The organism is Priestia sp. YIM B13490, from assembly GCF_042787735.1.
GTDB classification, from domain to species: domain Bacteria; phylum Bacillota; class Bacilli; order Bacillales; family Bacillaceae_H; genus Priestia; species Priestia megaterium.
In genome coordinates this window covers 513,463-536,443 of the sequence record NZ_JBHZOT010000002.1, presented here as the reverse complement: position 1 = coordinate 536,443, position 22,981 = coordinate 513,463, and the positions used below count along the sequence as shown (strand labels likewise).

At 39.2% G+C, this 22,981-nt stretch carries 23 protein-coding genes; 19 read left to right on the top strand and 4 right to left on the bottom strand.

The window, feature by feature from the left end:
- Nucleotides 1–76: 76 nt before the first annotated feature.
- The gene (locus ACFX4R_RS08090; RefSeq protein ID WP_323618489.1) at nt 77–1,627 is read right to left on the bottom strand and encodes a glycoside hydrolase family 10-like protein; all 1,551 of its coding nucleotides are present in this window, start codon (nt 1,625–1,627) and stop codon (nt 77–79) included.
- Between the two features lie 215 nt (nt 1,628–1,842).
- Here ACFX4R_RS08090 and ACFX4R_RS08085 point away from each other — a divergent pair, with 215 nt between their 5' ends.
- The 16 genes from ACFX4R_RS08085 to rpiA all read left to right on the top strand — a co-directional run bounded on the left by ACFX4R_RS08085 (nt 1,843) and on the right by rpiA (nt 16,532).
- Entirely contained in the window at nt 1,843–2,697 is an 855-nt protein-coding gene (locus tag ACFX4R_RS08085) for a MurR/RpiR family transcriptional regulator (protein ID WP_162213705.1), read from the top strand.
- Nucleotides 2,698–2,711: 14 nt separating this feature from the next.
- Nucleotides 2,712–3,017: a PTS sugar transporter subunit IIB gene (locus tag ACFX4R_RS08080; RefSeq protein WP_013055720.1), complete on the top strand. Its 306-nt coding sequence runs from the start codon at nt 2,712–2,714 to the stop codon at nt 3,015–3,017.
- A gap of 82 nt (nt 3,018–3,099) precedes the next feature.
- A complete protein-coding gene (locus tag ACFX4R_RS08075) occupies nt 3,100–4,401 on the top strand; it encodes a PTS sugar transporter subunit IIC (protein WP_340447672.1) in 1,302 nt (433 codons plus the stop codon).
- A 54-nt stretch (nt 4,402–4,455) separates the two neighbouring features.
- Nucleotides 4,456–4,722: a hypothetical protein gene (locus ACFX4R_RS08070; protein WP_013082025.1), complete on the top strand. Its 267-nt coding sequence runs from the start codon at nt 4,456–4,458 to the stop codon at nt 4,720–4,722.
- A gap of 16 nt (nt 4,723–4,738) precedes the next feature.
- Nucleotides 4,739–6,055 (top strand): 6-phospho-beta-glucosidase, encoded by a 1,317-nt coding sequence (locus ACFX4R_RS08065; RefSeq protein ID WP_377569324.1) that lies wholly within the window; start codon nt 4,739–4,741, stop codon nt 6,053–6,055.
- A 1-nt stretch (nt 6,056) separates the two neighbouring features.
- Entirely contained in the window at nt 6,057–7,202 is a 1,146-nt protein-coding gene (gene anmK / locus ACFX4R_RS08060; RefSeq protein WP_162213708.1) for an anhydro-N-acetylmuramic acid kinase AnmK, read from the top strand.
- 17 nt (nt 7,203–7,219) lie between these two features.
- Complete coding sequence (locus ACFX4R_RS08055; RefSeq protein ID WP_013055725.1) at nt 7,220–7,555, top strand: PTS lactose/cellobiose transporter subunit IIA; 336 nt, start codon at nt 7,220–7,222, stop codon at nt 7,553–7,555.
- Nucleotides 7,552–8,640, top strand: coding sequence for a DUF871 domain-containing protein (locus ACFX4R_RS08050; protein WP_043980046.1), 1,089 nt, complete (start codon nt 7,552–7,554; stop codon nt 8,638–8,640). Before ACFX4R_RS08055 ends, ACFX4R_RS08050 begins: the two co-directional genes overlap by 4 nt.
- Before the next feature lie 4 nt (nt 8,641–8,644).
- Nucleotides 8,645–9,538 (top strand): BadF/BadG/BcrA/BcrD ATPase family protein, encoded by an 894-nt coding sequence (locus ACFX4R_RS08045; RefSeq protein ID WP_162213710.1) that lies wholly within the window; start codon nt 8,645–8,647, stop codon nt 9,536–9,538.
- A gap of 35 nt (nt 9,539–9,573) precedes the next feature.
- Nucleotides 9,574–10,488, top strand: coding sequence for an N-acetylmuramic acid 6-phosphate etherase (gene murQ, locus ACFX4R_RS08040; RefSeq protein ID WP_377569322.1), 915 nt, complete (start codon nt 9,574–9,576; stop codon nt 10,486–10,488).
- 168 nt (nt 10,489–10,656) lie between these two features.
- Nucleotides 10,657–12,675: a BglG family transcription antiterminator gene (locus tag ACFX4R_RS08035; RefSeq protein ID WP_043980037.1), complete on the top strand. Its 2,019-nt coding sequence runs from the start codon at nt 10,657–10,659 to the stop codon at nt 12,673–12,675.
- Nucleotides 12,676–12,690: 15 nt separating this feature from the next.
- Nucleotides 12,691–12,966: a PTS sugar transporter subunit IIB gene (locus tag ACFX4R_RS08030; protein WP_013055730.1), complete on the top strand. Its 276-nt coding sequence runs from the start codon at nt 12,691–12,693 to the stop codon at nt 12,964–12,966.
- Between the two features lie 3 nt (nt 12,967–12,969).
- Nucleotides 12,970–14,232, top strand: a complete 1,263-nt coding sequence (locus ACFX4R_RS08025; protein WP_043980035.1) for a PTS ascorbate transporter subunit IIC — start codon at nt 12,970–12,972, stop codon at nt 14,230–14,232.
- Between the two features lie 67 nt (nt 14,233–14,299).
- Complete coding sequence (locus tag ACFX4R_RS08020) at nt 14,300–15,058, top strand: carbon-nitrogen hydrolase family protein (RefSeq protein WP_162213712.1); 759 nt, start codon at nt 14,300–14,302, stop codon at nt 15,056–15,058.
- Nucleotides 15,059–15,190: 132 nt separating this feature from the next.
- A complete protein-coding gene (locus ACFX4R_RS08015) occupies nt 15,191–15,781 on the top strand; it encodes a hypothetical protein (protein WP_043980032.1) in 591 nt (196 codons plus the stop codon).
- 82 nt (nt 15,782–15,863) lie between these two features.
- A complete protein-coding gene (rpiA, locus tag ACFX4R_RS08010) occupies nt 15,864–16,532 on the top strand; it encodes a ribose-5-phosphate isomerase RpiA (protein ID WP_025749641.1) in 669 nt (222 codons plus the stop codon).
- Between the two features lie 32 nt (nt 16,533–16,564).
- On the opposite strand, the gene ACFX4R_RS08005 is transcribed toward rpiA, so the two are convergent.
- The gene (locus tag ACFX4R_RS08005; protein WP_025749640.1) at nt 16,565–17,158 is read right to left on the bottom strand and encodes a YdbC family protein; all 594 of its coding nucleotides are present in this window, start codon (nt 17,156–17,158) and stop codon (nt 16,565–16,567) included.
- Between the two features lie 136 nt (nt 17,159–17,294).
- Here ACFX4R_RS08005 and ACFX4R_RS08000 point away from each other — a divergent pair, with 136 nt between their 5' ends.
- Nucleotides 17,295–19,226, top strand: a complete 1,932-nt coding sequence (locus ACFX4R_RS08000; protein ID WP_237074578.1) for a hypothetical protein — start codon at nt 17,295–17,297, stop codon at nt 19,224–19,226.
- 67 nt (nt 19,227–19,293) lie between these two features.
- Here ACFX4R_RS08000 and ACFX4R_RS07995 read toward each other — a convergent pair whose 3' ends face one another.
- Both ACFX4R_RS07995 and ACFX4R_RS07990 read right to left on the bottom strand, forming a co-directional pair.
- Complete coding sequence (locus tag ACFX4R_RS07995; RefSeq protein WP_377569318.1) at nt 19,294–20,352, bottom strand: L,D-transpeptidase family protein; 1,059 nt, start codon at nt 20,350–20,352, stop codon at nt 19,294–19,296.
- 566 nt (nt 20,353–20,918) lie between these two features.
- Nucleotides 20,919–21,593: a class I SAM-dependent methyltransferase gene (locus tag ACFX4R_RS07990; RefSeq protein ID WP_043980028.1), complete on the bottom strand. Its 675-nt coding sequence runs from the start codon at nt 21,591–21,593 to the stop codon at nt 20,919–20,921.
- A gap of 131 nt (nt 21,594–21,724) precedes the next feature.
- On the opposite strand from ACFX4R_RS07990, the gene ACFX4R_RS07985 reads away from it, so the two are divergent.
- Together ACFX4R_RS07985 and ACFX4R_RS07980 are read left to right on the top strand one after the other, a co-directional pair.
- The gene (locus ACFX4R_RS07985; protein WP_377569316.1) at nt 21,725–22,594 is read left to right on the top strand and encodes a LysR family transcriptional regulator; all 870 of its coding nucleotides are present in this window, start codon (nt 21,725–21,727) and stop codon (nt 22,592–22,594) included.
- 32 nt (nt 22,595–22,626) lie between these two features.
- The gene (locus ACFX4R_RS07980) at nt 22,627–22,980 is read left to right on the top strand and encodes a DUF4181 domain-containing protein (RefSeq protein WP_043980022.1); all 354 of its coding nucleotides are present in this window, start codon (nt 22,627–22,629) and stop codon (nt 22,978–22,980) included.
- The last annotated feature ends 1 nt before the right edge of the window (nt 22,981 follow it).

Here is a 22,981-nt window from a genome sequence, read left to right as displayed (position 1 = left end):
TTTCTATAACAGAATGGCTTGATAAAGCATCGTTTGATTTCTTTATCCTACCATACATTTTGCTATAGAACCTTTTTTAATGAGATGCTTTTACAGTAAGCGTGCGGGAAACGGCACTTTCGTTATGCAAACGGTCAACAGAGGTTACAACATATGTGTATGTTTGATTTTTGAGTGCATTTTGATCTACAAACAATTGTTTTTCTCCTGTTTTTCGAACGGTTGTCAGCAGATTTTCTGCGCTGTTAATGTCGCCTTTTTTATTGCCTTGAAAGCGATAAATGGCATAATAAGCGGAATCATTCTGCTGGTGATCTCGAATTTCAAATGCTGCTTCTTTTGTATGAGGACCCGCGTTTTTTAATTTTGGTGCTTTTGGGGCCGTATTATCAAGCCAAGGCATTGCTGGAATAAGCGCAGGGTGTTTATAAATATCGTTTTGCAGCTTATCTTTTATTCCTAGCGGGTTTCGGTTCAAATCTTTCAGGCTAAAATGCATGCTCCCCTGTACTTCTGGAAACTGGTGATTTAGAGCAATTTGCCTTGGGTACTCATCGGGATCAGACCAAGCTTCCACCGCGTTGTTATTAATTTTGTAAGCAGCTTGTCCAATATAAAGGTGAACTGGCTTTCCGCGAACTTCATCTCTCCACCAGTTGAGCAGCGTATCGTAAGCAGCGGGTTCAAATCCGATATTCCAATAAATTTGCGGAGTGATGTAATCAATGTATCCATTTTGAATCCACGTACGCGTATCGGCATACAAATCATCGTAGTTTGTTTGTCCAGCAGTCGTCTCAGAGCCGGTTGGATCATTAGCAATGTTTCGCCATACGCCGAACGGACTGATGCCAAACTTCACGTATGATTTTGTTTTTTTAATAGATTTATTTAAATCTCGAACAAGCTGATTAACATTGTCACGCCGCCAGTCTTCAATATTGGAAAACGTTTGAGCACCGTAGGCTTCATATGTTTTTTGATCTGGGAACGTTTGACCTGCAATTTTATAAGGATAAAAATAGTCGTCCATATGAACAGCATCAATATCATAGTTTCTTACGACTTCGAGCACTTCTTCAATAATAAAGTTTTTTACTTCTGGAATACCTGGGTTGTAGTAGAGTTGTTTTCCGTAGGAGACGACCCAATCAGGATGTTGTTTGGCAGGATGATTATCGGCTAGTTTGTTTAAATCAGTATGATTCATTGTAATGCGGTAAGGGTTAAACCATGCGTGGAATTCTAAGTTGCGCTTGTGTGCTTCGTCTACCATAAAGGCCAGAGGATCATAGCCGGGATCTTTTCCTTGTGTACCGGTTAAATATTCTGACCACGGGCCATATTTTGACGGATAAAAGGAATCGGCGGTCGGTTTAATTTGAACAACAACAGCATTCATCCCCATCTTTTTTACTTCATCTAGCAAATAGGTAAACTCTTTTTTCTGCTGTTCAACCGGAAGACCAGGCTGAGAAGGCCAATCAATGTTGTATACGCTTGCAATCCAAGCGGCTCGAAGCTCCCGTTTTTGATACGTAGTAGGTACGTCTGCTTTAGCAGGCAATGTGCTCGAACAAAACAGCAGTAAAAACAAGATGCCTCCAACCCATTTTTTAATATGCATGTTCGTTCCTCCTTCTTTTTTGGTTGAGATAAAATTTCTTTCATAATATAGCATGCGGTCGTTATATTCACAATAGATTTTAATGAAATATTCTGAAAAATAAAATAAAGTTTTAAAAATATCAGAAAAATATTGAAATTAAACTTCAGAAAAAATATAATAATGGTAATTTAAAGAATATTTTAGAAATACGTTACTTAACGATGGAGGAATTCATGCGCCAATTTTCCGTACTTACTTTAATCGATGCACAAATGAATCATTACAGTCCTGCTGAAGGAAGAGTAGCTGATTACGTGCTAGAAAATCCCACGACCACGTTGAACTTAACGACCAAACAGCTAGCTAAGCAGTGTCAGTGCAGCGAAGCTACGATTATTCGCTTTTGTCAGCGTGTAGGCATTAATAGTTTTAAAGAATTAAAGATTGAATTAGCAAAAGATGCTCATAAGGTGCATACCGAACAGCTGCCGAATCTTCCAGTTAATTTTGAAGACGAGACAGATGCCGTGCTTGAAAAAGTCATAAGCAAAAGTATGAGCGCACTGATGAATACAAGCCGACTAGTGAGCACTTCTGCAATTGATGCAGCTGCGGAAGCTATTCATGGAGCGAAACGAGTGTTTTTATACGGAGCAGGAGGATCATCTGTAGTTGCGCTAGATGCTCAGTATAAACTGCTTCGAATTGATATTTCGGCTCTGTTTTCATTAGATAGTCATGTTCAAATGGTGATGGCTACGAATATGACAAAAGATGATGTGCTGTTTGTGGTATCCACTTCAGGTCAAACAAAAGAAGTGGTAGAACTGATGCAAATAGCCAAAGACAAAGGAGCAGCCGTCATTTTGCTAACGCAGCACGGATCATCGCCAGCTTCTAGATTAGCTGATATTCTGCTGACTATTTCGGTAGAAGAACAGCATATTCGAATTGGAACGATGAGCGCTCGTATTGCTCAGTTAGCCATTGTAGATGCGATGTTTATACGGTTATGTATTCAAAAAGGCAATCAAGTGTTTGAACGCATAATCGATACACATAATGTAATTCAAAAAATAAAGAGGTAGGGGGAAATGAGAAAATGAAGGTATTGTTTGTATGTTCTGGAGGAATGTCAAGTGCGATTGTGGTAAAAGCATTAAAAACAGAAGCACAAAAGCACGGAACGGATATGGAAGTGCTGGCAATTGGAACAAATGAAGTGGCAGAGGAAATTCAAAAGGGCTGGGACGTTGTAATGGTTGCACCGCAGATTCGTCACCGGTTTAATGCAGTGAAAGCGGAAGCAGATAAAGCTTCTGTTCCATGCGGGCCCATTCCGCCGCAGGCTTATACGCCGCTTGGAGGTCCAACGCTTTTTAAAACGGTTCAACAGCTCGTTAGTTAAGAAAAGCAGGTGTATTCCTGCTTTTTAAATAGATAAGGGGTTTCATTTACACAAGGGGAGAATATAGAGGGGGAAAGGGTATATGAGCAAATTTGTGTCGTTTTTAGAGAACAATTTATCGGGACCCATGGCCAGATTATCAGAACAGCGGCATCTTCAAGCCATTCGCGATGGTGTTATATCCGCTTTGCCGTTTATCATTATCGGAAGTTTTTTCTTGATTCTAGCGTTTCCGCCTGTGCCGCAAGACAGCACAATTGCGAAATGGGCCGCTGATAACAGCGCCAATATTTTAATACCGTATCGCGTAACGATGTTTATTATGTCTTTATATATAGCCTTTGGGATAGGATACAACTTGTCCAAAAGCTATAATCTCGATCCGCTGTCAGGAGCGCAAATTGCAGTAGCTGCACTACTCCTTACGGTCACTCCAAAGCTGATTGAAGAAGAAGGGTTTATGCTTCCAATGACAAACCTTGGAGGTCACGGTTTATTTGTAACGATGATTGTATCGATTTTATCGGTCGAAATTCTCAGGTTTTGTAAAGCAAAAAATGTCACCATTAAAATGCCAGAACAAGTGCCGCCTTCGGTATCGAGGTCTTTTGAAGCACTAATTCCGGTTGCGATTGTTGTTGTACTTATGACGATTATTACCATTGTTTTAGGTATCGATCTTCACCATTTAGTTGATAAACTAGTTGCTCCGCTTGTGGAAGCTGGAGATAGTTTAGCAGGAGTATTAATACCGGTTTTCTTAATTACGTTTTTCTGGTCATTTGGAATCCACGGCGTCTCTGTTGTTGGGACAGTGGCAAGGCCTGTATGGGAAGTGTATTTAGCCAAAAATGCTGAAGCGGTAGCAGACGGAGCTTCCATACTTCCGTATATTGCACCTGAAACGTTCTTTCAGTGGTTTGTTTGGATCGGAGGATCTGGAGCGACGCTAGGTCTTGCCTTAGCGATGCTGTTTTTCTCAAAATCTAAATATTCGAAAGCGCTTTCTAGGACATCTTTTATTCCGGCGGTTTTTAATATTAACGAACCAATTATTTTCGGTTTGCCAATTGTCTTAAATCCTATTTTAATTATTCCATTTATCATTATCCCGATTATTACAACGATCATTTCATACGCAGCAACGGCGACAGGTCTTATTACGCCAACCTACGTAATGGTTCCTTGGACGCTCCCGGCACCGATCGGAGCGTATCTATCAACCGGAGGAGACTGGCGGGCGGTTGTGCTAGTCGTTATCAATATTGCTATTTCTGTTGTCATTTATCTTCCGTTCTTTAAAATGTACGACCGAAAGATGGTCGAAATGGAAAAAAGCGATGATGCAACGGTTGCACCATCCGATAGTTCAGTTCAAATGTAAAGAAACAGAAGCCAACTTGTTTGGCTTCTATCTCTTTAGTAGGAGTGAGGGTCAATGTTTGTACGGTTTCGATATAAAACTGTGTTTTTATTTCTGCTAACCATGGTTCTTTGCAACGTTATTTTTACACCTCTGCTGCAGTATGCTGGTTTATCAGCGCAGCATAGTTTATTTGCCATTACAAGCCTATCAGCGGCGCTGCTTACAACATTTATTTCCATTCGGCTTTCAAACGCAGCTTTATCTAAAACCGCCGTTTGTATACGCTTTGTTTTGCTTGGAATAGGGTGCACAGCCGTTACATATTTAGCCGTTTTTTAACAAGGAGGGGCAAAAAATGAAAGTAGTGACAATTGGGGGAGGATCAAGCTACACACCGGAATTGGTCGAAGGGTTTATTAAACGATATGATGAGCTTCCAATTCGAGAGCTATGGCTTGTAGATGTTGAAGAAGGAAAAGAGAAACTTGCAATTGTAGGAGCACTTGCGAAAAGAATGGTCAAAAAAGCAGGTGTTGATATGAAAATTCATTTAACGCTTGATCGACAAAAAGCGTTGATAAATGCTGATTTTGTAACGACACAGCTTAGAGTAGGTCAGCTTGATGCGCGTATTCAAGATGAACGCATCCCTCTTAAGTACGGAATGATTGGTCAAGAGACAAACGGGGCGGGAGGGTTATTTAAGGGCTTACGAACGATACCAGTTTTGTTGAAAATTGCCGAGGAAATACACGAAGTTTGTCCAAACGCTTGGCTTATTAATTTTACAAATCCTGCAGGTATGGTAACGGAGGCGCTGCTTCGCTACGGAAAGCATTCTAAAGTAGTAGGAGTTTGTAACCTGCCTGTACATATGGCAAACTCCATCGCGGGCTTGCTTCAAGTAGAAAAAGAAGATGTTCACATTGAATTTGCAGGGTTAAATCACTTGGTATATGGACTGCATGTGTATGCAAAAGGAAAGGAAGTAACGCAAGAAGTCATTCGGCGATTAAGTGATCCAAACTCTCAAGTAACAATGAGAAATATAGCTCCTATTCCATGGCAACCGGACTTTTTGGAAGCTCTTGGCGTGATTTTATGTCCTTATCACCGCTACTACTACAAAACAAAAGAAATATTAGCAGAAGAGCTTCTGGCCTTTCAGTCAGGTACCACACGCGCTGAAGTGGTCAAAGCATTAGAAGCCGAGCTTTTTGAACTCTATAAAAATCCAAATCTAGAAATGAAGCCACCGCAGCTGGAAAAACGAGGGGGCGCTTATTACAGCGATGCCGCATGCAATTTAATTTCATCCATTTATAACGATAAAGGCGATATTCAAACATTAAATGTAAAAAACAATGGAGCTATTTCCTCACTCCCAAACGAATCTGCGGTTGAAGTAAACTGTGTAGTAACAAAGCAAGGGCCAGTACCGCTCGCTGTCGGTGAACTTCCGGTAGAAGTTAATGGACTTGTGCAGCAAATTAAATCGTTTGAACGAGTAGGAGCAGAAGCTGCGGTTACAGGATCTTATGAAAAAGCACTGGTTGCGCTGAGCATTAATCCGCTTGTTCCAAGTGACGAGCTGGCTAAGTCGGTCTTAGATGAACTGCTTCAAGCTCATCGCAAGTACTTACCTGCTTTTTTTAAGGAAGTGAACGCGTAGTATGTATGCTGTTGGACTTATGTCAGGAACGTCACTCGACGGAGTTGATGCAGCTCTTGTTCAAATTGAAGGAAGCGGCTATGAAAGTAAAGTTAAGCTTCTTCATTTTATTACCGTGCCGTTTTCACCTCAGTTAAAAAAGGAAATTGAGCAGGCGCTTTCTTTTGAACATTCAAATGTACAGCTGATCTGCAGCTTAAATTTTAAACTTGGCTATGCATTTGCGGATGCAGTGAAAAAAGTGTGCCAAGAAGCCCGCTTTTCTCTTGAACAAATAGATGTTATTGGATCGCATGGTCAAACCATTTACCATCAGCCTTATGCTTCGGGAAGTACAGCGATGTCTACACTCCAAATTGGAGAGCCGGCTGTTATTGCCTATGAAACCAAAACGAAGGTAATAGCAAACTTCAGAGTGATGGACATGGCAGCAGGCGGGCAAGGTGCTCCGTTAGTTCCTCACACGGAACGGATTTTGTACAGCCACGCTGAGCGTACAAGGCTGCTTCAAAACGTTGGAGGTATTGGAAATGTAACGTTGATTCCGCCAAAAAAATCTCCTATACCCGTAGTAGCTTTTGATACGGGGCCGGGAAATATGATGATAGACGAAGCATGTCAGCAGCTTTTTAATGTTTCATTTGATGAAAATGGGCGTTTAGCAGCTGAAGGAAAGGTTATTTCAGAGCTTTTAGAAGACTGTATGAATCATGATTACATGAAGCTTTCTCCTCCTAAATCGACTGGAAGAGAACTGTTCGGTACACAGTACACAAAGAGACTGCTAGAGAATTATAGTAAACATAAAAAGGAAGATCTGCTAGCTACGATTACTATGTTCACGGCATCATCCATTGTACATCACTATGAAACATTTATTTTTCCTGCCTATTCTATTGACGAAGTGATTATTGGAGGAGGCGGAAGTTATAATAATACGCTGATGAATATGATTAAAGCGCAGATCGGGAAACGCTGCAGCGTGTATACACAAGAAGAAATAGGAATGTCTTCAGAAGCAAAAGAAGCCGTAGCTTTTGCGGTGCTCGCAAATGAAACACTTTCAGGTTATCCAAGCAATGTACCAAGCGCAACCGGCGCCTTGTCTCCTGTAATATTAGGAAACATTACGCCTGTACCACTATAAAAAAGGGGATGGAAGAAATGACAGAAGCAGCAAATATGGAAAATGAAATTTTTGAACTTATTGCATACGGAGGAAATGCCAGATCACTTGCATATGAAGCGTTAGAAGCAGCTGAAGACTATGATTTTAATAAAGCTGACGAACTTTTAAAGCAATCTCAAGAAGAGCTCAGTCATGCTCATAAAACGCAAACTGCGCTTATTCAACGTGAATTGAACGGAAAAACAATTGAAAAGTCGCTGCTTTTAATTCACGCACAAGATCATTTAATGACGGCTATTTCAGAGCAAAAATTAATTGAACATATGATTAAGCTTATTAAAAAATTTAAAAAAGAAGGCGAAAATCAATGAAAAAGCTAGGTATTGCGATTTACCCGGAACATTCGACTGTCGAAAAAGATAAAGCGTATATAGCACTTGCGCATCAATACGGATTTACCCGCATTTTTACATGCTTGCTTTCTGTTGAAGGCGATCAGAAAAAAGTAATGGCAAATTTTAAAGAAATTATTGAGTTTGCCAATGAGCTAGAGATGGAAGTAGTAGTGGACATCGCTCCTCGCGTATTTGGAGCGCTTGGCATTTCTTATGATGACTTATCTTTTTTTCACGAATTAGGGGCTTATGCTATTCGTCTTGATCTAGGGTATACGGGAAATGAAGAGTCCATTATGACCTTTAATCCATACGGCTTAAAGATTGAAATTAATATGAGTAATGCGACGAAGTATGTGGATAATATTTTAAGTTACCGACCGAATCGAAAGCAGCTGATCGGGTCGCACAACTTCTATCCTCATCGATATGCGGGGTTGTCGTATGATCACTTTTTGAAGTGTTCAGCATTGTTTAAAGAACATAACCTTGAAACAGCAGCCTTTATTAATTCACCAAGCGCTACTTTTGGACCGTGGCCTGTTACTGAAGGACTTTGTACGCTTGAAATGCATCGCACGCTTCCGATCGACGTGCAGGCTAAGCATCTTTTTAAAACGGGATTAATTGATTGTGCAATCATTGCGAATGCGTATGCATCAGAAGAAGAGATGAAGGCGCTGCGTGATGTTGTTCAGCAAGAGCGCTTTACTTTTAACGTGACCCTGTATGATACGATTACCGAGCTTGAGAAAAAAATTGTGCTGGAAGAGTTTCATTTTTACCGCGGAGACGTATCTGATTATTTAATTCGCTCTACGCAAAGCCGAGTAAAATATAAAAAAGAAGAATTCAAGCCTACGCATACTCCTTCCATTCGAAGAGGCGATATTTTAATAGAAAATGAGCTCTATGGACAGTACAAAGGAGAGCTGCAAATTGCGCTGTTAGACATGGAGAACTCAGGTAAAACAAACGTAGTAGGACGCATTGCAGAAGAGGAAATTTTTTTACTAAATGAACTGCAGCCATGGGACAAATTTGCTTTTTTTGAGCGGTGATAAAATGGACTATATTATTGGTATCGACGGCGGGGGAACAAAAACAGAAGGCGTTGCGTATAGCTTAGACGGTCAAGAGCTTGCTGCTTCAAAAAGCGGCTATGGAAATTTGCTCATTAATTACAACACGGCTATTACTCATATTGATGAATGTATTACGGCGTGCAAAACTGCGCTTGCTGGTCATACATGTAAAGGCATTTCACTAGGGCTTGCTGGAAGTAAAGCATTATCTAAAGAAGAAATAAAAAGATATTTTTATGATCGTTATCAGGTAGAAGTAGGTTTATATGATGACGCCATGATTGCACATGAAGCACTACTGCATGGAAAAGACGGGATTTTAACCATTGCAGGAACTGGAGCCGTCAGCATTGGGAAAAAAGACGGAGTGTACGAATACGGAGGAGGGTGGGGACACCTTCTTGGAGATGAAGGAAGCGGATATTGGATTGGTCTTCAAGCACTGATATTGCTGACGAAAGAGCATGATCAAAGCCTTCCTTACAGCAGCCTTAGTCAGACAATCTTGCAACATGTAAAAGCAGATACCATACACGATATAAAAAAGTTTGTCTATTCATCTCCTAAATCAGAGGTTGCTTCACTCACTCCGCTTGTTGTAAATCAAGCGAGAAATCATAAACAAGAAGCAAGTGACATTCTTCAACAGGCTGGAAAGAACCTTGCAAACATGACTCTTCATTTATATAAGAAACAGCGGTTTAAAGGGAGCTGCTTGCTGTCATGCAAGGGCAGCATTTTAACGGAAGTTCCAGAAGTGTTTGATGTTTATAAAAAAGCATGTGAAAAAGAAATAAAGCATATCCAGTGGGCAACACAGCGAGTATCATCTGCTAAAGGAGCTTATCAGCTGTTCATGAACGAGTATAAATAGAGAAAAAATGATGGTGGAAAAGGCAGGGGATCACAGTGAACTTAAATCATATCTTAACAGAAAAACGCAATCCGCAAACCTTAAACATTGATGAATTATCAAGTCTGGAAATTGTAAAAAAAATTAATGAAGAAGATCATCAAGTGCCTCAGGCGATCAATAAAGTGCTGCCTGTTATTGCTCTGTTAGTAGATGAAATTGTCAGTGCCTTTAAACAAGGCGGACGTCTTATTTATATCGGAGCAGGTACAAGCGGGCGGCTAGGTGTATTAGATGCATCTGAATGTGTACCAACATTCGGTACACCTGCCGAACAGGTAATTGGGATTATAGCCGGGGGAGACAAAGCGCTCCGTCATGCGTTAGAAGGAGCAGAAGATAATAAGAAACAAGCGATAGAAGATTTGAAAGCGATTAATTTATCAAATAAAGATATTCTTGTAGGTATAGCTGCAAGCGGAAGAACTCCTTATACACTCTCAGCGCTTACGTATGCAAACAGCCTGGGAGCAGTAACGGGCTGTGTTGTAAATTCTCCTCAATCACCTATGGAACAAGAAGCAAAATATGCAATAGTAGCAGAATCAGGGCCGGAAGTTGTAACAGGTTCAACAAGAATGAAAGCCGGAACTGCCCAAAAGCTTGTTCTTAATATGCTGACGACCGCTTCAATGATTCAAATTGGTAAAGTCTACAGCAATCTAATGGTAGACGTACAGCCGACTAATGATAAACTCGTACAGCGTGCTAAAAATATTATTGCGGAACTAACAGGCGTCTCACCAGAGGAGGCAGCGGAAAGTTTACAAACATACAAAACGCCAAAAGCCGCCATTCTTGCGCTTCTTACTTCTACAGAAGGTGATGAGGTGCATCGGCTGCTTGATAAACATGACGGACATTTAAAAAAAGCCATCGGAGAAGCAATGGAACAGCCGACTAAAGATTAACTCTTAAAAGAAGTGCATACAGCACTTCTTTTTTTGTTGAGTACATTTTTTGCACAATGTATGTGGGTGAATTCGGTCTAATCATTTTGTAAGACCCGTAGTATAGTAAAAGCATAAAGCATAGTAAGTATTTCAATTTGTGCACGAATTGGACTGAAGGTGATTCATTTGTTAGACAAACGCAGTACGGCCGTATTGCAGGTTTTGCTTCAAGCCGCAACATTTATATCAGTACAAGAGTTAATGAAGCAGTTTCAAGTGTCAAGGCGTACTATCTATTATGATATTGAGAAAATTAACGATTGGCTGTGTCAGCAAGAATTAGAGTTTGTTCAGTACACATATGGGAAAGGCTTTTTTCTAAACGATCAAGCAAAGGACCAAGTTGCTAAACAATTTTCTCATGTTATGCCATCTGCTTACTTATCAGTTGAGGACCGGCAAATATACGTTGCTTTGATGTGTATACTTCGAGGCGGGAAAATCGGAACTCAGCAGCTCATGGATGAAACAGAAGTTAGTCGCAACACTGTCTTACAAGATATTAAAGACTTAAAAAACAAGTGGGCAAAGAAAGGCATATCTTTGACATATAGCTATAAAGATGGGTACGAAGTAAAAGGATCTGAAAGCGACATTCGAAATTTGCTTTATATACACATCACAGAATTATTAAGTCAACATCAAGAAGAGTTGTTGAAAAGGGTCATGAAAGCAGATTACGAATATTCAATGATTTATAACTGGCTTGTAGAGTGTGAAGATAAACTGGGAATGGCGTTTACAGACAAGATGCTGACGCAATTAGCCTATATGCTCACGTTCTGTATTCAGCGTATTGGAGGCAAGCGCTATGTAGACGCCTTGATTACTAGAAAAGACGAATTAGAAAAAACCAGGCAGTACAAAGCGCTCCAAGAAATTGAAAGCGTTTTAGGATTTGATTTTCCACCTCAAGAAAAACATTATCTGGCCACGGTTTTACTAAGTGCAAAAGTAAATGTAGTAAATCAAGCAGATAGTGATGATTGGATGAGAAGCATTGTAAAAGAAATGGTATCACGTTTTCAAGCATATGCTTGTGTGGTATTTGAAGATCGAAATCGTCTTGAACAAAATTTATATATTCATTTGAAGACGGCTTATTACAGGCTTCTCTATAATATTCACCTCCCTAACCCTATGCTTTCGGCTATTCAAACAAAGTATCAGGATATAGTAGAACTGACAAAAAAAGCGTTGCTTCCTTTGGAAAACAGCCTTCAAACACGTATTAATGAAGACGAAATTTCTTATTTTGCTCTTCATTTCGGAGGATGGATGAAAAAACAAGAGGGAAGGCAAAAACAAAAGCGTATTGTTATTGTTTGTGCCAATGGAATTGGAACGTCCCGTATGCTTCAGTATCAGCTTGAACAACTGTTAACAGATGCTGAATTGATAGGGCCAATGACGGTAAGAGATTATGAGCAGTTTAAAGAAACCTATGATTTAGTTATTACAACTACGCCATTAAAAAAGCGAATGAATGTGATGCTTGTGAATCCTATTTTAACGGATGATGAAAAGCAGCGGTTAATCGACTTAGTTGAACCAGCTTCTTCTCAGCTAACCACTCAAGCCATCATGGGTATTATTAAGCAGCATGCAAATATTCAGGATGAACCAGCTCTGTTAGCTAATTTAAAACTAGTGATACAGCAATCTAAAAAAATGGTAAGAGAGGATAAAAAGCCAATGTTGCATGAAGTATTGCAAGAGCCATTCTTGCAGCTTACAGATTCAGCAGACGATTGGAAATCAGCTGTTAGGCTGGCTGCCAAGCCCTTGTTGAACTATGAATATATTGAACCTTCTTATGTAGAAGCAATGATCAAAAGTGTAGAACAGTTAGGCCCTTATATTGTTATTGCGCCAAAAGTTGCGCTCCCTCACGCAAGGCCGGAACAAGGTGTAAATCGTGTGGGTATGAGCATGCTTCGTTTAAAGGAGCCGGTCTATTTTTCTACTGAAAAACAGCACGGAGCGCAGCTTATTATCGTACTTGCTGCTACTGATAATGAAACCCACTTAAAAGCATTGTCACAGCTTTCAATGATGCTATCTGAAAACGATAATATTGACAAGCTTATTGCTATGAATACAAAACAAGAAATGCTTGCATTAATTGAAGCTTACTCAAATTAAAAGGAGAGATAAAAAATGAAAAAGATTTTAGTTGTATGCGGAAACGGTTTAGGAAGCAGTTTTATTGTGGAAATGAATGTAAAGAAAATTTTAGTAGAGCTTGGTGTTGAGGCACAGGTATCTCATACGGATTTAACAACTAGTAAAACGGAGCAGGCAGATATCTATTTAGGATCTGCAGATATTGTAAATCAATTGGATGATGGCACTCGCACGGTCGTGGCATTGCAAAACATTTTAAATCAAGCGGAAATCAAAGGAGCACTGCAAAAATACTTCGTGGAGGCGTAAGCCATGTTTGATTTAATTATGAAAGATATATTAGGAACACCCGCTATTCTAGTAGGGTTGTTTGCACTAATCGGTTTGTTGCTTCAAAAGAAAAAAAGTGCAGATATTGTATCAGGTACCTTAAAAACAATTATGGGTTTTCTTATATTAGGAGCGGGAGCTAATATATTAATTGCTTCACTTGAAGCGTTTGGAAAAATGTTTAATAAAGCGTTTTCCGTTGAAGGCATCATTCCTAATAATGAAGCAATTGTAGCTGTAGCTCAACAAACGTTTGGTACAGAAACAGCGATGATTATGCTTTTAGGTATGATTGTAAATATCATTATCGCGCGCATCACGAAATTTAAGTATATCTTTTTAACTGGGCATCACACCATGTTTATGGCTTGTTTGATTGCAGCAATTTTATCTACCGGCGGGTTAACGGGAGCACCTTTGGTTTTGATCGGTTCACTATTATTAGGTATTTTAATGGTTTTATTTCCTGCACTGCTTCAGCCGTATGTGCGTGAAATTACAGGGTCAAACGATATTGCCGTTGGTCATTTTGGTTCCTTAGGCTATTTAGTAGCAGGGTTTATCGGCAAGCGAGTAGGAAATCGCGAAAAAACAACAGAAGAAATTAAAGTTCCTCAATCCTTAGGATTTCTTCGGGATACATCCGTTTCTGTCTCACTGACCATGACCGTTTTATTTATTGTTGTTGCACTTTTTGCAGGTCCTGCATTTATCGAAACAAAATTAAGCGGGGGTCAAAATTTTATTGTGTACTCGCTAATTCAAGCAATCACTTTTGCAGCAGGAGTATATGTCGTGCTGGCGGGTGTTCGTATGCTTTTAGCAGAAATTGTACCAGCATTTAAAGGAATTGCTGACAAAGCGGTACCAAATGCCATTCCAGCTCTAGATTGTCCAACTGTGTTTCCGTTTGCTCCTAACGCAGTGGTCATTGGATTCTTTTCAAGCTTTATCGCAGGTCTCATTTCAATGTTCTTTTTGCCTCTATTTGGTCTAAGTATTATCGTGCCAGGCCTCGTTCCGCACTTTTTTACGGGAGCAGCTGCCGGAGTATTTGGAAATGCGACGGGGGGAAGAAGAGGAGCAGTGGTCGGGTCATTTGCCAATGGAATCTTAATTAGTTTTTTACCGGCTATTTTACTGCCTGTTCTCGCGTCGTTAGGTTTTAAAGGCACAACATTTGGAGATTCGGACTTTAGTGCGGTAGGTATTCTTCTTAGCATGCTAATTAAATTATTTACGTAAAGATAAAAAACTCATGTTACGCTAGTAGCATGAGTTTTTTATGATATTGGAAACGGAGGAGCAATGAATGAAAATTGGGTTAGCTCAAGTGAGATTTCCAAAGTCAGCCGCAGAGGGCATAGAAACGGTAGAAAATTATATGAAACAAGCAGCAGAAGAAGGGTGTAACCTTGCATGTTTTCCAGAATCAATTGTGCCGGGACTTAGAGGAGTGGGTTTTGAAGTTGAGACATACAATCACGAAATTCAACAAAATACGCTTTATAGAGTTAAGTTGCTTGCCAAACAGTTAAAGCTCAACGTAATTTTACCACTGGAGTGGCGCGACGAACTTGGTATGCATTTAACTGCTTTTGTAATTGATGAAAATGGAAAAGAATTAGGGTATCAAACTAAAAATCAAATTGATCCAGCAGAAGATCAATTTGGTTATAAGCCTGGAAATGGCCGCCAGTTGTTTGAAATAAACGGCGTGAAATTCGGTATTGTCATTTGCCATGAGGGATGGCGCTATCCTGAAACTGTCCGATGGGCTGCTATAAGAGGAGCAAGCATTGTGTTTCATCCACAGTTTACTGGTGAAGTACCAGATCCGAAGTTTTATGATTATGCAATGATTGCAAGAAGTACGGAGAATGGTATTTACTTTGCAAGCGTGAATTATGCCTTAGAGAACCAAAAAAGCACAACTTCTCTTCTTTCTCCAAAGGGTGAATGTTTGATAAAAGCGAAAGCTGAAAAGCAAGAACTACTAACGTATACGCTAGAGCCCGGTGAGGCTAACCGGCTGTTAGCTCAGCGTCTGTTATCAAATTTACTATTGTAAAAAAGTTTATTTTCTCTAGTTAAATTAGCATGTGCGCTCATATAACCCTTTGGTTATTTCTCCTTATGACGATATAAACGTCAATATGGTATTATCAAAAGCTAAAGGGGTATTAAAAGGTGTGTGGAAACAATGGATCGAAAAAAAGTCGCATCAGTAGCCGGAGCATTGGTTATTGCCGTAGGAATTTGGCTATTTCAAAGCGGGAAATTTAAAAGTGAAGCGCAGGCAGATAAGTTTACGAGTACATTTTTGGTCGATCATGAACAAACAGACAATGGATTTGAATTATTTACTTCGGATACCAATCAATATAGGATGTGGTTTCCGCTTCAGTATGTTATTCATAAATCTTCTTATAAAAGCAGTGAAGATGAAAGTGAAGTATGGACAGCATCAACGAAGGAAAATGATTCATACAATGCTGGGAAAATAACGGCTTTATTTTCTAAGAAAAAAAGCAAAGCAGCTCAAAATAAAATAGATGCGTTTCAGCCTGATTACATGTTAAAAGGTAAAAATGCAACGATTTATGTGAAAAAACAAACAAGAGATGGAAAGCATAGCATTTACCATGCTTATGTGAATGATGATTATTCAGACAAGTATATTTACTATACGTTTGAACTAAAAAGCAGCGAACAGACAAACAGTACAAAACAGCAGTATTGGGTAGAAAAAATTCTTCTAAATACACAGTTTCAAAAAAACTCAGCTGAGTAGTCAGCTGAGTTTTTACGTAAGGGTTCATAATACTTTTCCTTTTTTATGTAAACGGGTACAATATGAGTAAGGAGGCCTTTGTATGATTGAAAAACAAGCAGTTGGTGAAAAAGCAGCACAATTTGTTGAAGATGGAATGATTGTAGGGCTAGGGACAGGTTCAACAGCTTATTATACAATTGTAAAACTAGGTGAACGAGTAAAAAATGGATTACACATCAAAGCGGTTCCTACTTCTCAAAAAACAGAAGAGCTGGCAAGGAAACTAGGTATTCCCATTGTTACCTTAGCAGATGTTGAATATATTGATATAGCAATTGACGGAGCAGATGAAGTAGATAGCGAACTTTCTTTAATTAAAGGAGGAGGAGGCGCGCTGCTTCGAGAAAAAATGATTGCGTACGCAGCGAAGCGGTTTATCGTGATTGCAGATTCTAAGAAAATAGTGAAGACGCTAGGAGCTTTTCCTCTTCCTGTTGAAGTTATACGTTTTGGCTGGGAAATGACGGCGAAGCACATTCGCAGTGCAGGTTGTGTACCGCAGCTTAGGCTTTTAGATGATCATACGCCGTTTATCACCGATAACGGGAATTACATTCTAGACTGCCATTTTTCAGAAATTGAAAATCCTGCTGAGTTGGAAAAACAGCTGATAAGGATCCCAGGCGTAGTAGAAAGCGGTTTGTTTGTAGGAATGACGGAGGAAGTCATTACCGTACAAAACCAAGATGTTCATATCATAAAAAAATAGAAGCTTTGGCGTCGGGCCTAGGCTTCTATTTTTTAATTGGAAAGAACGTTCCAATTTTTCTCTAATTGATATATGTATTGAGACGCGTTCAGTACATTTGGATGAACGAAAGTATCAATTGTTTTTTGCGGACAAGCAGATCCGTATAATGAAAAAATGATAAGCTTGCTATGCTCGATTGGTGATACAACGTGAGATAAACAGCGATAAGAAGGATTTATCAAGCTTTTTACCATCTCATGGATATCTTCTTTGTCGTAAAAATCGACTTCAATTTCCGTCTTTACTAAATAACGGCTTTCAATGGCGCTGCTTCGATAATAATTGTAGCGTGCTCCTATGAAGTAGGACGGATCTGATGTTGAAACGTCCAAATTCGTATATGTTTGATCCTGCTTGCTTTTATAAAAAATAGAATCATGAGTATGCTTCATGAATTCTTGATAAGTTGTTCCATCTTCCCACAGAGCTAGAATACAAGCATCTGTTTCATCTTCCACGTTCCAACCCCCTAATTGGCCAATGAAACCATTCACGTGTGCAAGAGCAGCCCAATGCTGTTGCGTATATGAAAAAGATGCTTTTTTATCAGTCGGTATGCTGCATTTCACAATTTTTGTCAACATTCTCCCATCACCTCAATTAATTACTTCGATAAATGAAGGGAAAATCCTTCTAAAAAGAGGAAAATCATAGACATATCCCCCCTTTAAAAGCCATACATTTCAAATAGGACAATGTTAGGGAAAGAAGGGGAAATGAATGAAAGTTTTTCGTGCAAAAGCCTGTCAATCTCCTATGCGAAAAGGCTGGTCAATTATGTTTCAGCATCCGTTTAAAAAAGATGAAAGAGGAAGATCGCACCCGTTTGTTAAACGGTTTATGTATACAGAGCAACACGATGAAATTGACATTCTGGTTGAAGAGATGAATGAACTGCTGAGAGTGCAGGATTTTTGGACAAGTACTGCAAAAGGAAGAGCAAAAGCAAGATATGATGAACGAGTAGTGAATGCTTTTTATAACGATATTGAAAAAAGAACGAGCGAACAAATTGACAGCGAGTATGAGTACATTCATGTAATCGGAGAACAAGGAAGCGGCAAAACAGCCTTAATCCGCCAGCTTCTTGGTATAAAAAAGGAATGTGGCTTTCTAGGAATAGGCAGTAAAGGCGCTTATTCTGCTACGTATAAGGTTAAGGATTCCCAACATTATGAAGCTTCCGTCTCTTTTTTTACGCGAAGCGAAGTGCAAAGGAAATTGGAGAATATCCTACTAAGAAGCGCTGAAGTGTATGCTGAAGGAGGCACAGATTATGACTTGGTCTTTGAATTATTACACGGAGATGCCTCTTTTAATCTGCGCGCTCTTTTGGGAGATATCCCATACAAAGCCCGTTATTTTAATGATGATGTTCCTTTAAGAATGAGTGATGAAAATAGTTCATTCAAACAATTTGTAGATGCAATTAAACGAGAAAGTGAAATAGTAAAAGACGCTGTTGATCAAGAAGGAAGAGATTTTGCAGAGGGATGGCACAAGCGGCTTGAATGCAGGAAAATCACCGAGCAAATGCTTCTGGCAATTGAATCCCGGTTGAAAGAATACAAGGAAGGAACATGGGAAATAGGAGAAGACGACTGGCCAATATCCTGCCGTCTCACAGCAAAAGAGCTGTCTTCTCTTGGTCCGTTAACAAATGAAGAAGAAGAAAATAACGGACTTCTTATTTATCCATTGTTTCGTAGAATTGAAGTTTGCGGCCCTTTTTCTTTTAAAAAAGGAGTAGCGATTTGCGAGCATGCGTGTTTTGAATATACGAGCACCATCCACGATTCTTTTAAACAAGCAGCTTCTATTTTATACGTACATCATGGGCTTAAAGAATTAGATATTCAATTTCTTCAACAGCTCATCGTACATGGTCACGGTGCTAAGCTAAACGTTTGTGTCACACACGGAGATTTGCTGACCTCTCCAAGCTGCCATACGGATTATGCTAAAAAACATGCCATGGCTAAAATGATAGATTATGCGCTTAAAAACGTTTCACCTCTTATGAAAAAGCAGCTTCACTACTATTTAACAGTAGGGAATACGACTATTTTAGAATGTGTACACGAGGAATTCAAAGAGAGTCACCTTCTGTATAAAGACTTAAAGGCAGCTTTAGTATCAGAAACGAGAAAAAAGCAGCAAGAGCTGCATCCTATTTATTTAAACTTGACTGTCTCTCAGGCTTTTTATGAAGCGATGGAGTCGCTGAACATTCCTTATATGGATAGAGAAACATGTTTGAACATTTCCTTAGGAGAGCATGAAGGGCCGGTGCCAGTCATTGCGTCCGCTTTTATTTCATCTGTCTACGAGCATTTTCTAAGCCAGCCGTCTGGGTGGTCAAGTACCTATCATTCGGTCACCGACCGACAGCAGGTTATTCAAGAACTGGCAGGTGAGTTCGCAACCGTCGTTTATTCCTATTTCAACGAACAGCTGCTTGAAAAATCCCGTAATGACTGGCTCGCTCTTTATAAACAAAAAGAAGACGATCAAGCCTACAAATATAGCAGACTGATAGAAAACGTAATTCCTGCCAAAAATGATATCTATCAGCAGCAAAATCTTATGAGAACGGTTTATCAGCTAATTAAGTATGTCGTAGAAAAGAAAGACGGCGTACTGGTTCATTAAGGGGTCAAGGCGCGATGTAAAAAAAGCGGTTTATCAATAAAAAAACAGAGCCTGAAATCAGGCTCTATTAGCGTTTGGAAATAGCAGTTAAAGTATTAGGTCCGGCAATGCCGTCCACTGCTAGCTTATTGTCTTTTTGAAAATTACGTACAGCAGCTTCCGTATTGGCACCGAAGATACCGTCCGTACCTTTTGTATTATAGCCAATCGCTGTTAATTTCTTTTGAAGAGCTTGAACATTGCTGCCTTTGCTTCCTTTTTTCAGCGTTTGTTTTGTGTTAATTGTTGTATCTGCTGGTGGATTTGTTGGCTTTGGATTTGTCGGGTTTGTTGGTGTCGTCGGGTTCGCTCCTGAACTTCCTAAAGCTTTATATGTTGATGGGCCAACAATGCCGTCAGCCGTTAAGCCGTGGTCTTTTTGGAACTTACGAACAGCGGAATCTGTATTGGCACCGAACACACCGTCCGTACCTTGTGTATTATAGCCAAGTGAAGTTAGTTCCTGCTGAAGTTCTTTAACTGCATTTCCTTTACTGCCTTTCTTTAAAACAGTTCCTGTAGAAGGAGCTGGAGTAGAACCTGAGTTTCCAGAAACGTTGTACCCGTTTGCTGCTGCAATGTCGTTAAATGATTTAGAAGAAGTTGTAATCACAACCGGTGTACCGACGGTCACTTTACTAAATAACCATGCGACTTCTTCATCGTACATACGAACACATCCGCTGCTTACATATTTGCCGATGGAAGCAGGATTGTTATTTCCGTGAATAGCATACGTCGTGCCGTATGTACCTCTCGCATTTAGACCTAGCCAGCGATTGCCAAGAGGGTTTCTAGGGTCTCCACCAGGAATGTTCCCTGAGTAATAAGGGCGATTGACAATTTTATTTACTACTTTGAAATGGCCTTCTGGTGTAAGAGACTGCGTGCGTCCTGTTGCTACTGAAAACGTTCGGACAAGTGAACCATTTTGATAATAAGCGAGTTTGTTTGTCGCTTTGTTAATGATAATTAAATGAGATGGTGTTGAAGCAGCTTCTGTTTTTGGAACTCCTACAAACAAGCAGGCTAGAGCTAAAATAGCCGCTATGAGTACGATAGTTGTTCTTGATATTCTATTTGCCATGTGCTGCGCCTCCTTAGGCTGCATTAATGAAAAACGTATGCTTCGGGCGGTGCTATAAATTCTTCACTAATAAAATAAAAGACGAATAGCTGTATTTTCTATACCTGTATGTATGGGCTTAATAAGGAAATCATTAAGTAGAAAGACTTTACTAGCGGGAATTTATAATAATAAGAATAACTAAGTTTTTCTTGATGCTTTGTACAATTTTAGGAATATAAGTTTACTAATCTAGCGGATTCATATTTAAATAAGCATCACACCCTTTCCAGTTCTTCATTTTCGTGTAAAGAAATGAAAGCGTTATACAGATTGTTTTGTAATCATATTGTAACATAGTTGTATTTTTTATACCATAAAAAGACATAAAATAGTATAAAAATACTTTATATGGGTTTTATGTACAAAAAATTCAAAAGTTAAGGAGAACGAAGCTATTATTAGATATACGAAACTGGAAAAGAAGTATGCGTAGTTTTGTGGAAATAGATAAATATTCTTATTCGAATATAGGGAGGGAGAGAGTAAAAAAACTACTTGCAAAGAGACAAGTAGTTTTTAAACCGTTATTTTTGAGCATACATTACAACAAAATTAAAAAATTTATAAATGCAATCCACTGCGCTGAACCCGCTTGCTGTTAACCAATTTAACTGATCATGTAGGGTTGCCATTTTATCTAACTTCGTACGTTCATGAGCAGCCTCAATTTGCTCATGAGTTAATCCGCTTGCGGCAATTCGTTCGCTCCAATCTTTTTTATATAACTCTTCAATAATAGAAGAATGGCCTAATACTTGATCGGCATTAATAAATATTCCTCCTGTATGCAGCAAATCATAAATTTGTTCATACAGCTTGTGTTTTTGTTTGTCTTCTAAATGATGGATAGCAAGTGAAGAAATCACAATGTCAAATGAGTGCTCAAATTTGTAGCTTGTTATATCTGATACGATAAATTCTATATGCTGTTCATTTTTAAAGCGTTCCCTTGCTTTTTCAAGCATTTGATCTGAGACGTCAATCAACGTGAAATGCGCATCTGGGTACTTTTCTTTAACAAAAGAAGAAAACAAGCCTGTACCTGCTCCGATATCAAGTATGCGAAGCGGCTTTTTTGAAAAGTGAAGAAGCGAAACGGGAATAGAATAAAAATCCAAAAAACAAGGAATGAGTTTGCGGCGCTGCTCATCATACTGAGAAGCATGAGCATTAAATTTTTCTTTAACGTTATTTTTCATTTTTACAGCTCCTTTATTTGGTAATATTGAGATACATATATCGTATAGAAGTTTGATAGAAAAGAAAATAAACAAAAATAAGCAGTATTGATTCCAGTTTGTTATGAATAGAAAGAGATGGAGAGAAGAAAATGGAGATCAAATGGCTAAAAACATTCATTGTAGCGGCTTCTTATGAAAATTTCAGACAAGCGTCTGAAGATTTATTTTTAACGCAGCCTGCTGTATCAAAGCATATTCAGCGACTGCAGCAAGAATTAGGAGATGAGCTTTTTGAAAAAAAAGGTAAATATATCGCGCTGACTGAGGCAGGACGCTTTTTTTTGCCTCATGCTCAAAAAATGGTGAGAGCATATGAGGAAGGAGTAGGGAATTTTAAGCTATGGAAGCAAGGATATAACCGAAAGTTGACTATATCCGCTGCTCCTCAAATAGCAGCATCAGTTTTGCCGAGTCTAATCAAACAATTTGTAGAGAGATATCCCCATATTGAAGTCACGGTTAATATCACAAATTCGTTTCAAGTGGGAAAAGACATCAGCGACAGAAAATCAGATGTTGGATTAACAAGGATGCTTCCGGGTCAGGCAGACGTTTTTTATGAGTTAATTCATAAAGAAAAAGCAGTCTTAGTCGCCCCGTTTTCTGTAGGAGCACGTACGGAACAGGAGCTGTTATCTTCCTACCGGCTGCTTACGAATAATCATCCTGTTTATTGGGAAGATTTACTCCTTCAACTCAAGGCTTGTTATCCTCACATTCAGCTGCTTCCTGTGACGCAAGTAGAAATTACAAAGCGCTTTATTGAAGAAGGTTTAGGCGTATCTTATTTGCCATTTTCTATGGTGAAAAAGGAAGTTGAAAATCAAACGTTAAGCGTAATTTCACAGCAAAAAATTATTCGGCCTTCTTCACACACGTATATCGTAACAAAAGGCGAAACAGAAGAAATAAAGCAGTTTAAGCACTTTGTAGCTGAGATCTTAACAGAAACGAGCTGAAATGATACCATAAAAAGGAAGGAGAGATGACGATGTATATATTAATCATGCTAGTAGGAGCAGCAGTCGTAGTAGATTTTATTTTAGGAAAAGTGCTTGATAGACCTCGCAGCAAATTTTGGGGAAAATATGAGTATGAAAGTCTAGCTTTAGAACGTTGGGACAAATATGTGATGGTAGCTTTTGTTCTTTTTCTCATATTGGATATGATTTTTATGGTTGTAGAGCCTTATATCGTATCTTTCCTATTCTTAATCGTGAATATTTTGCTGAAAAGTATAGATGAATGGAAATATAAACAAGAAACAAAAGAATACGTAACAAGCTTTGTACAGATGGGATTCTTCTTTACGGCTTTTGTTCTATTAGCCAGCGGAATTGTATAGA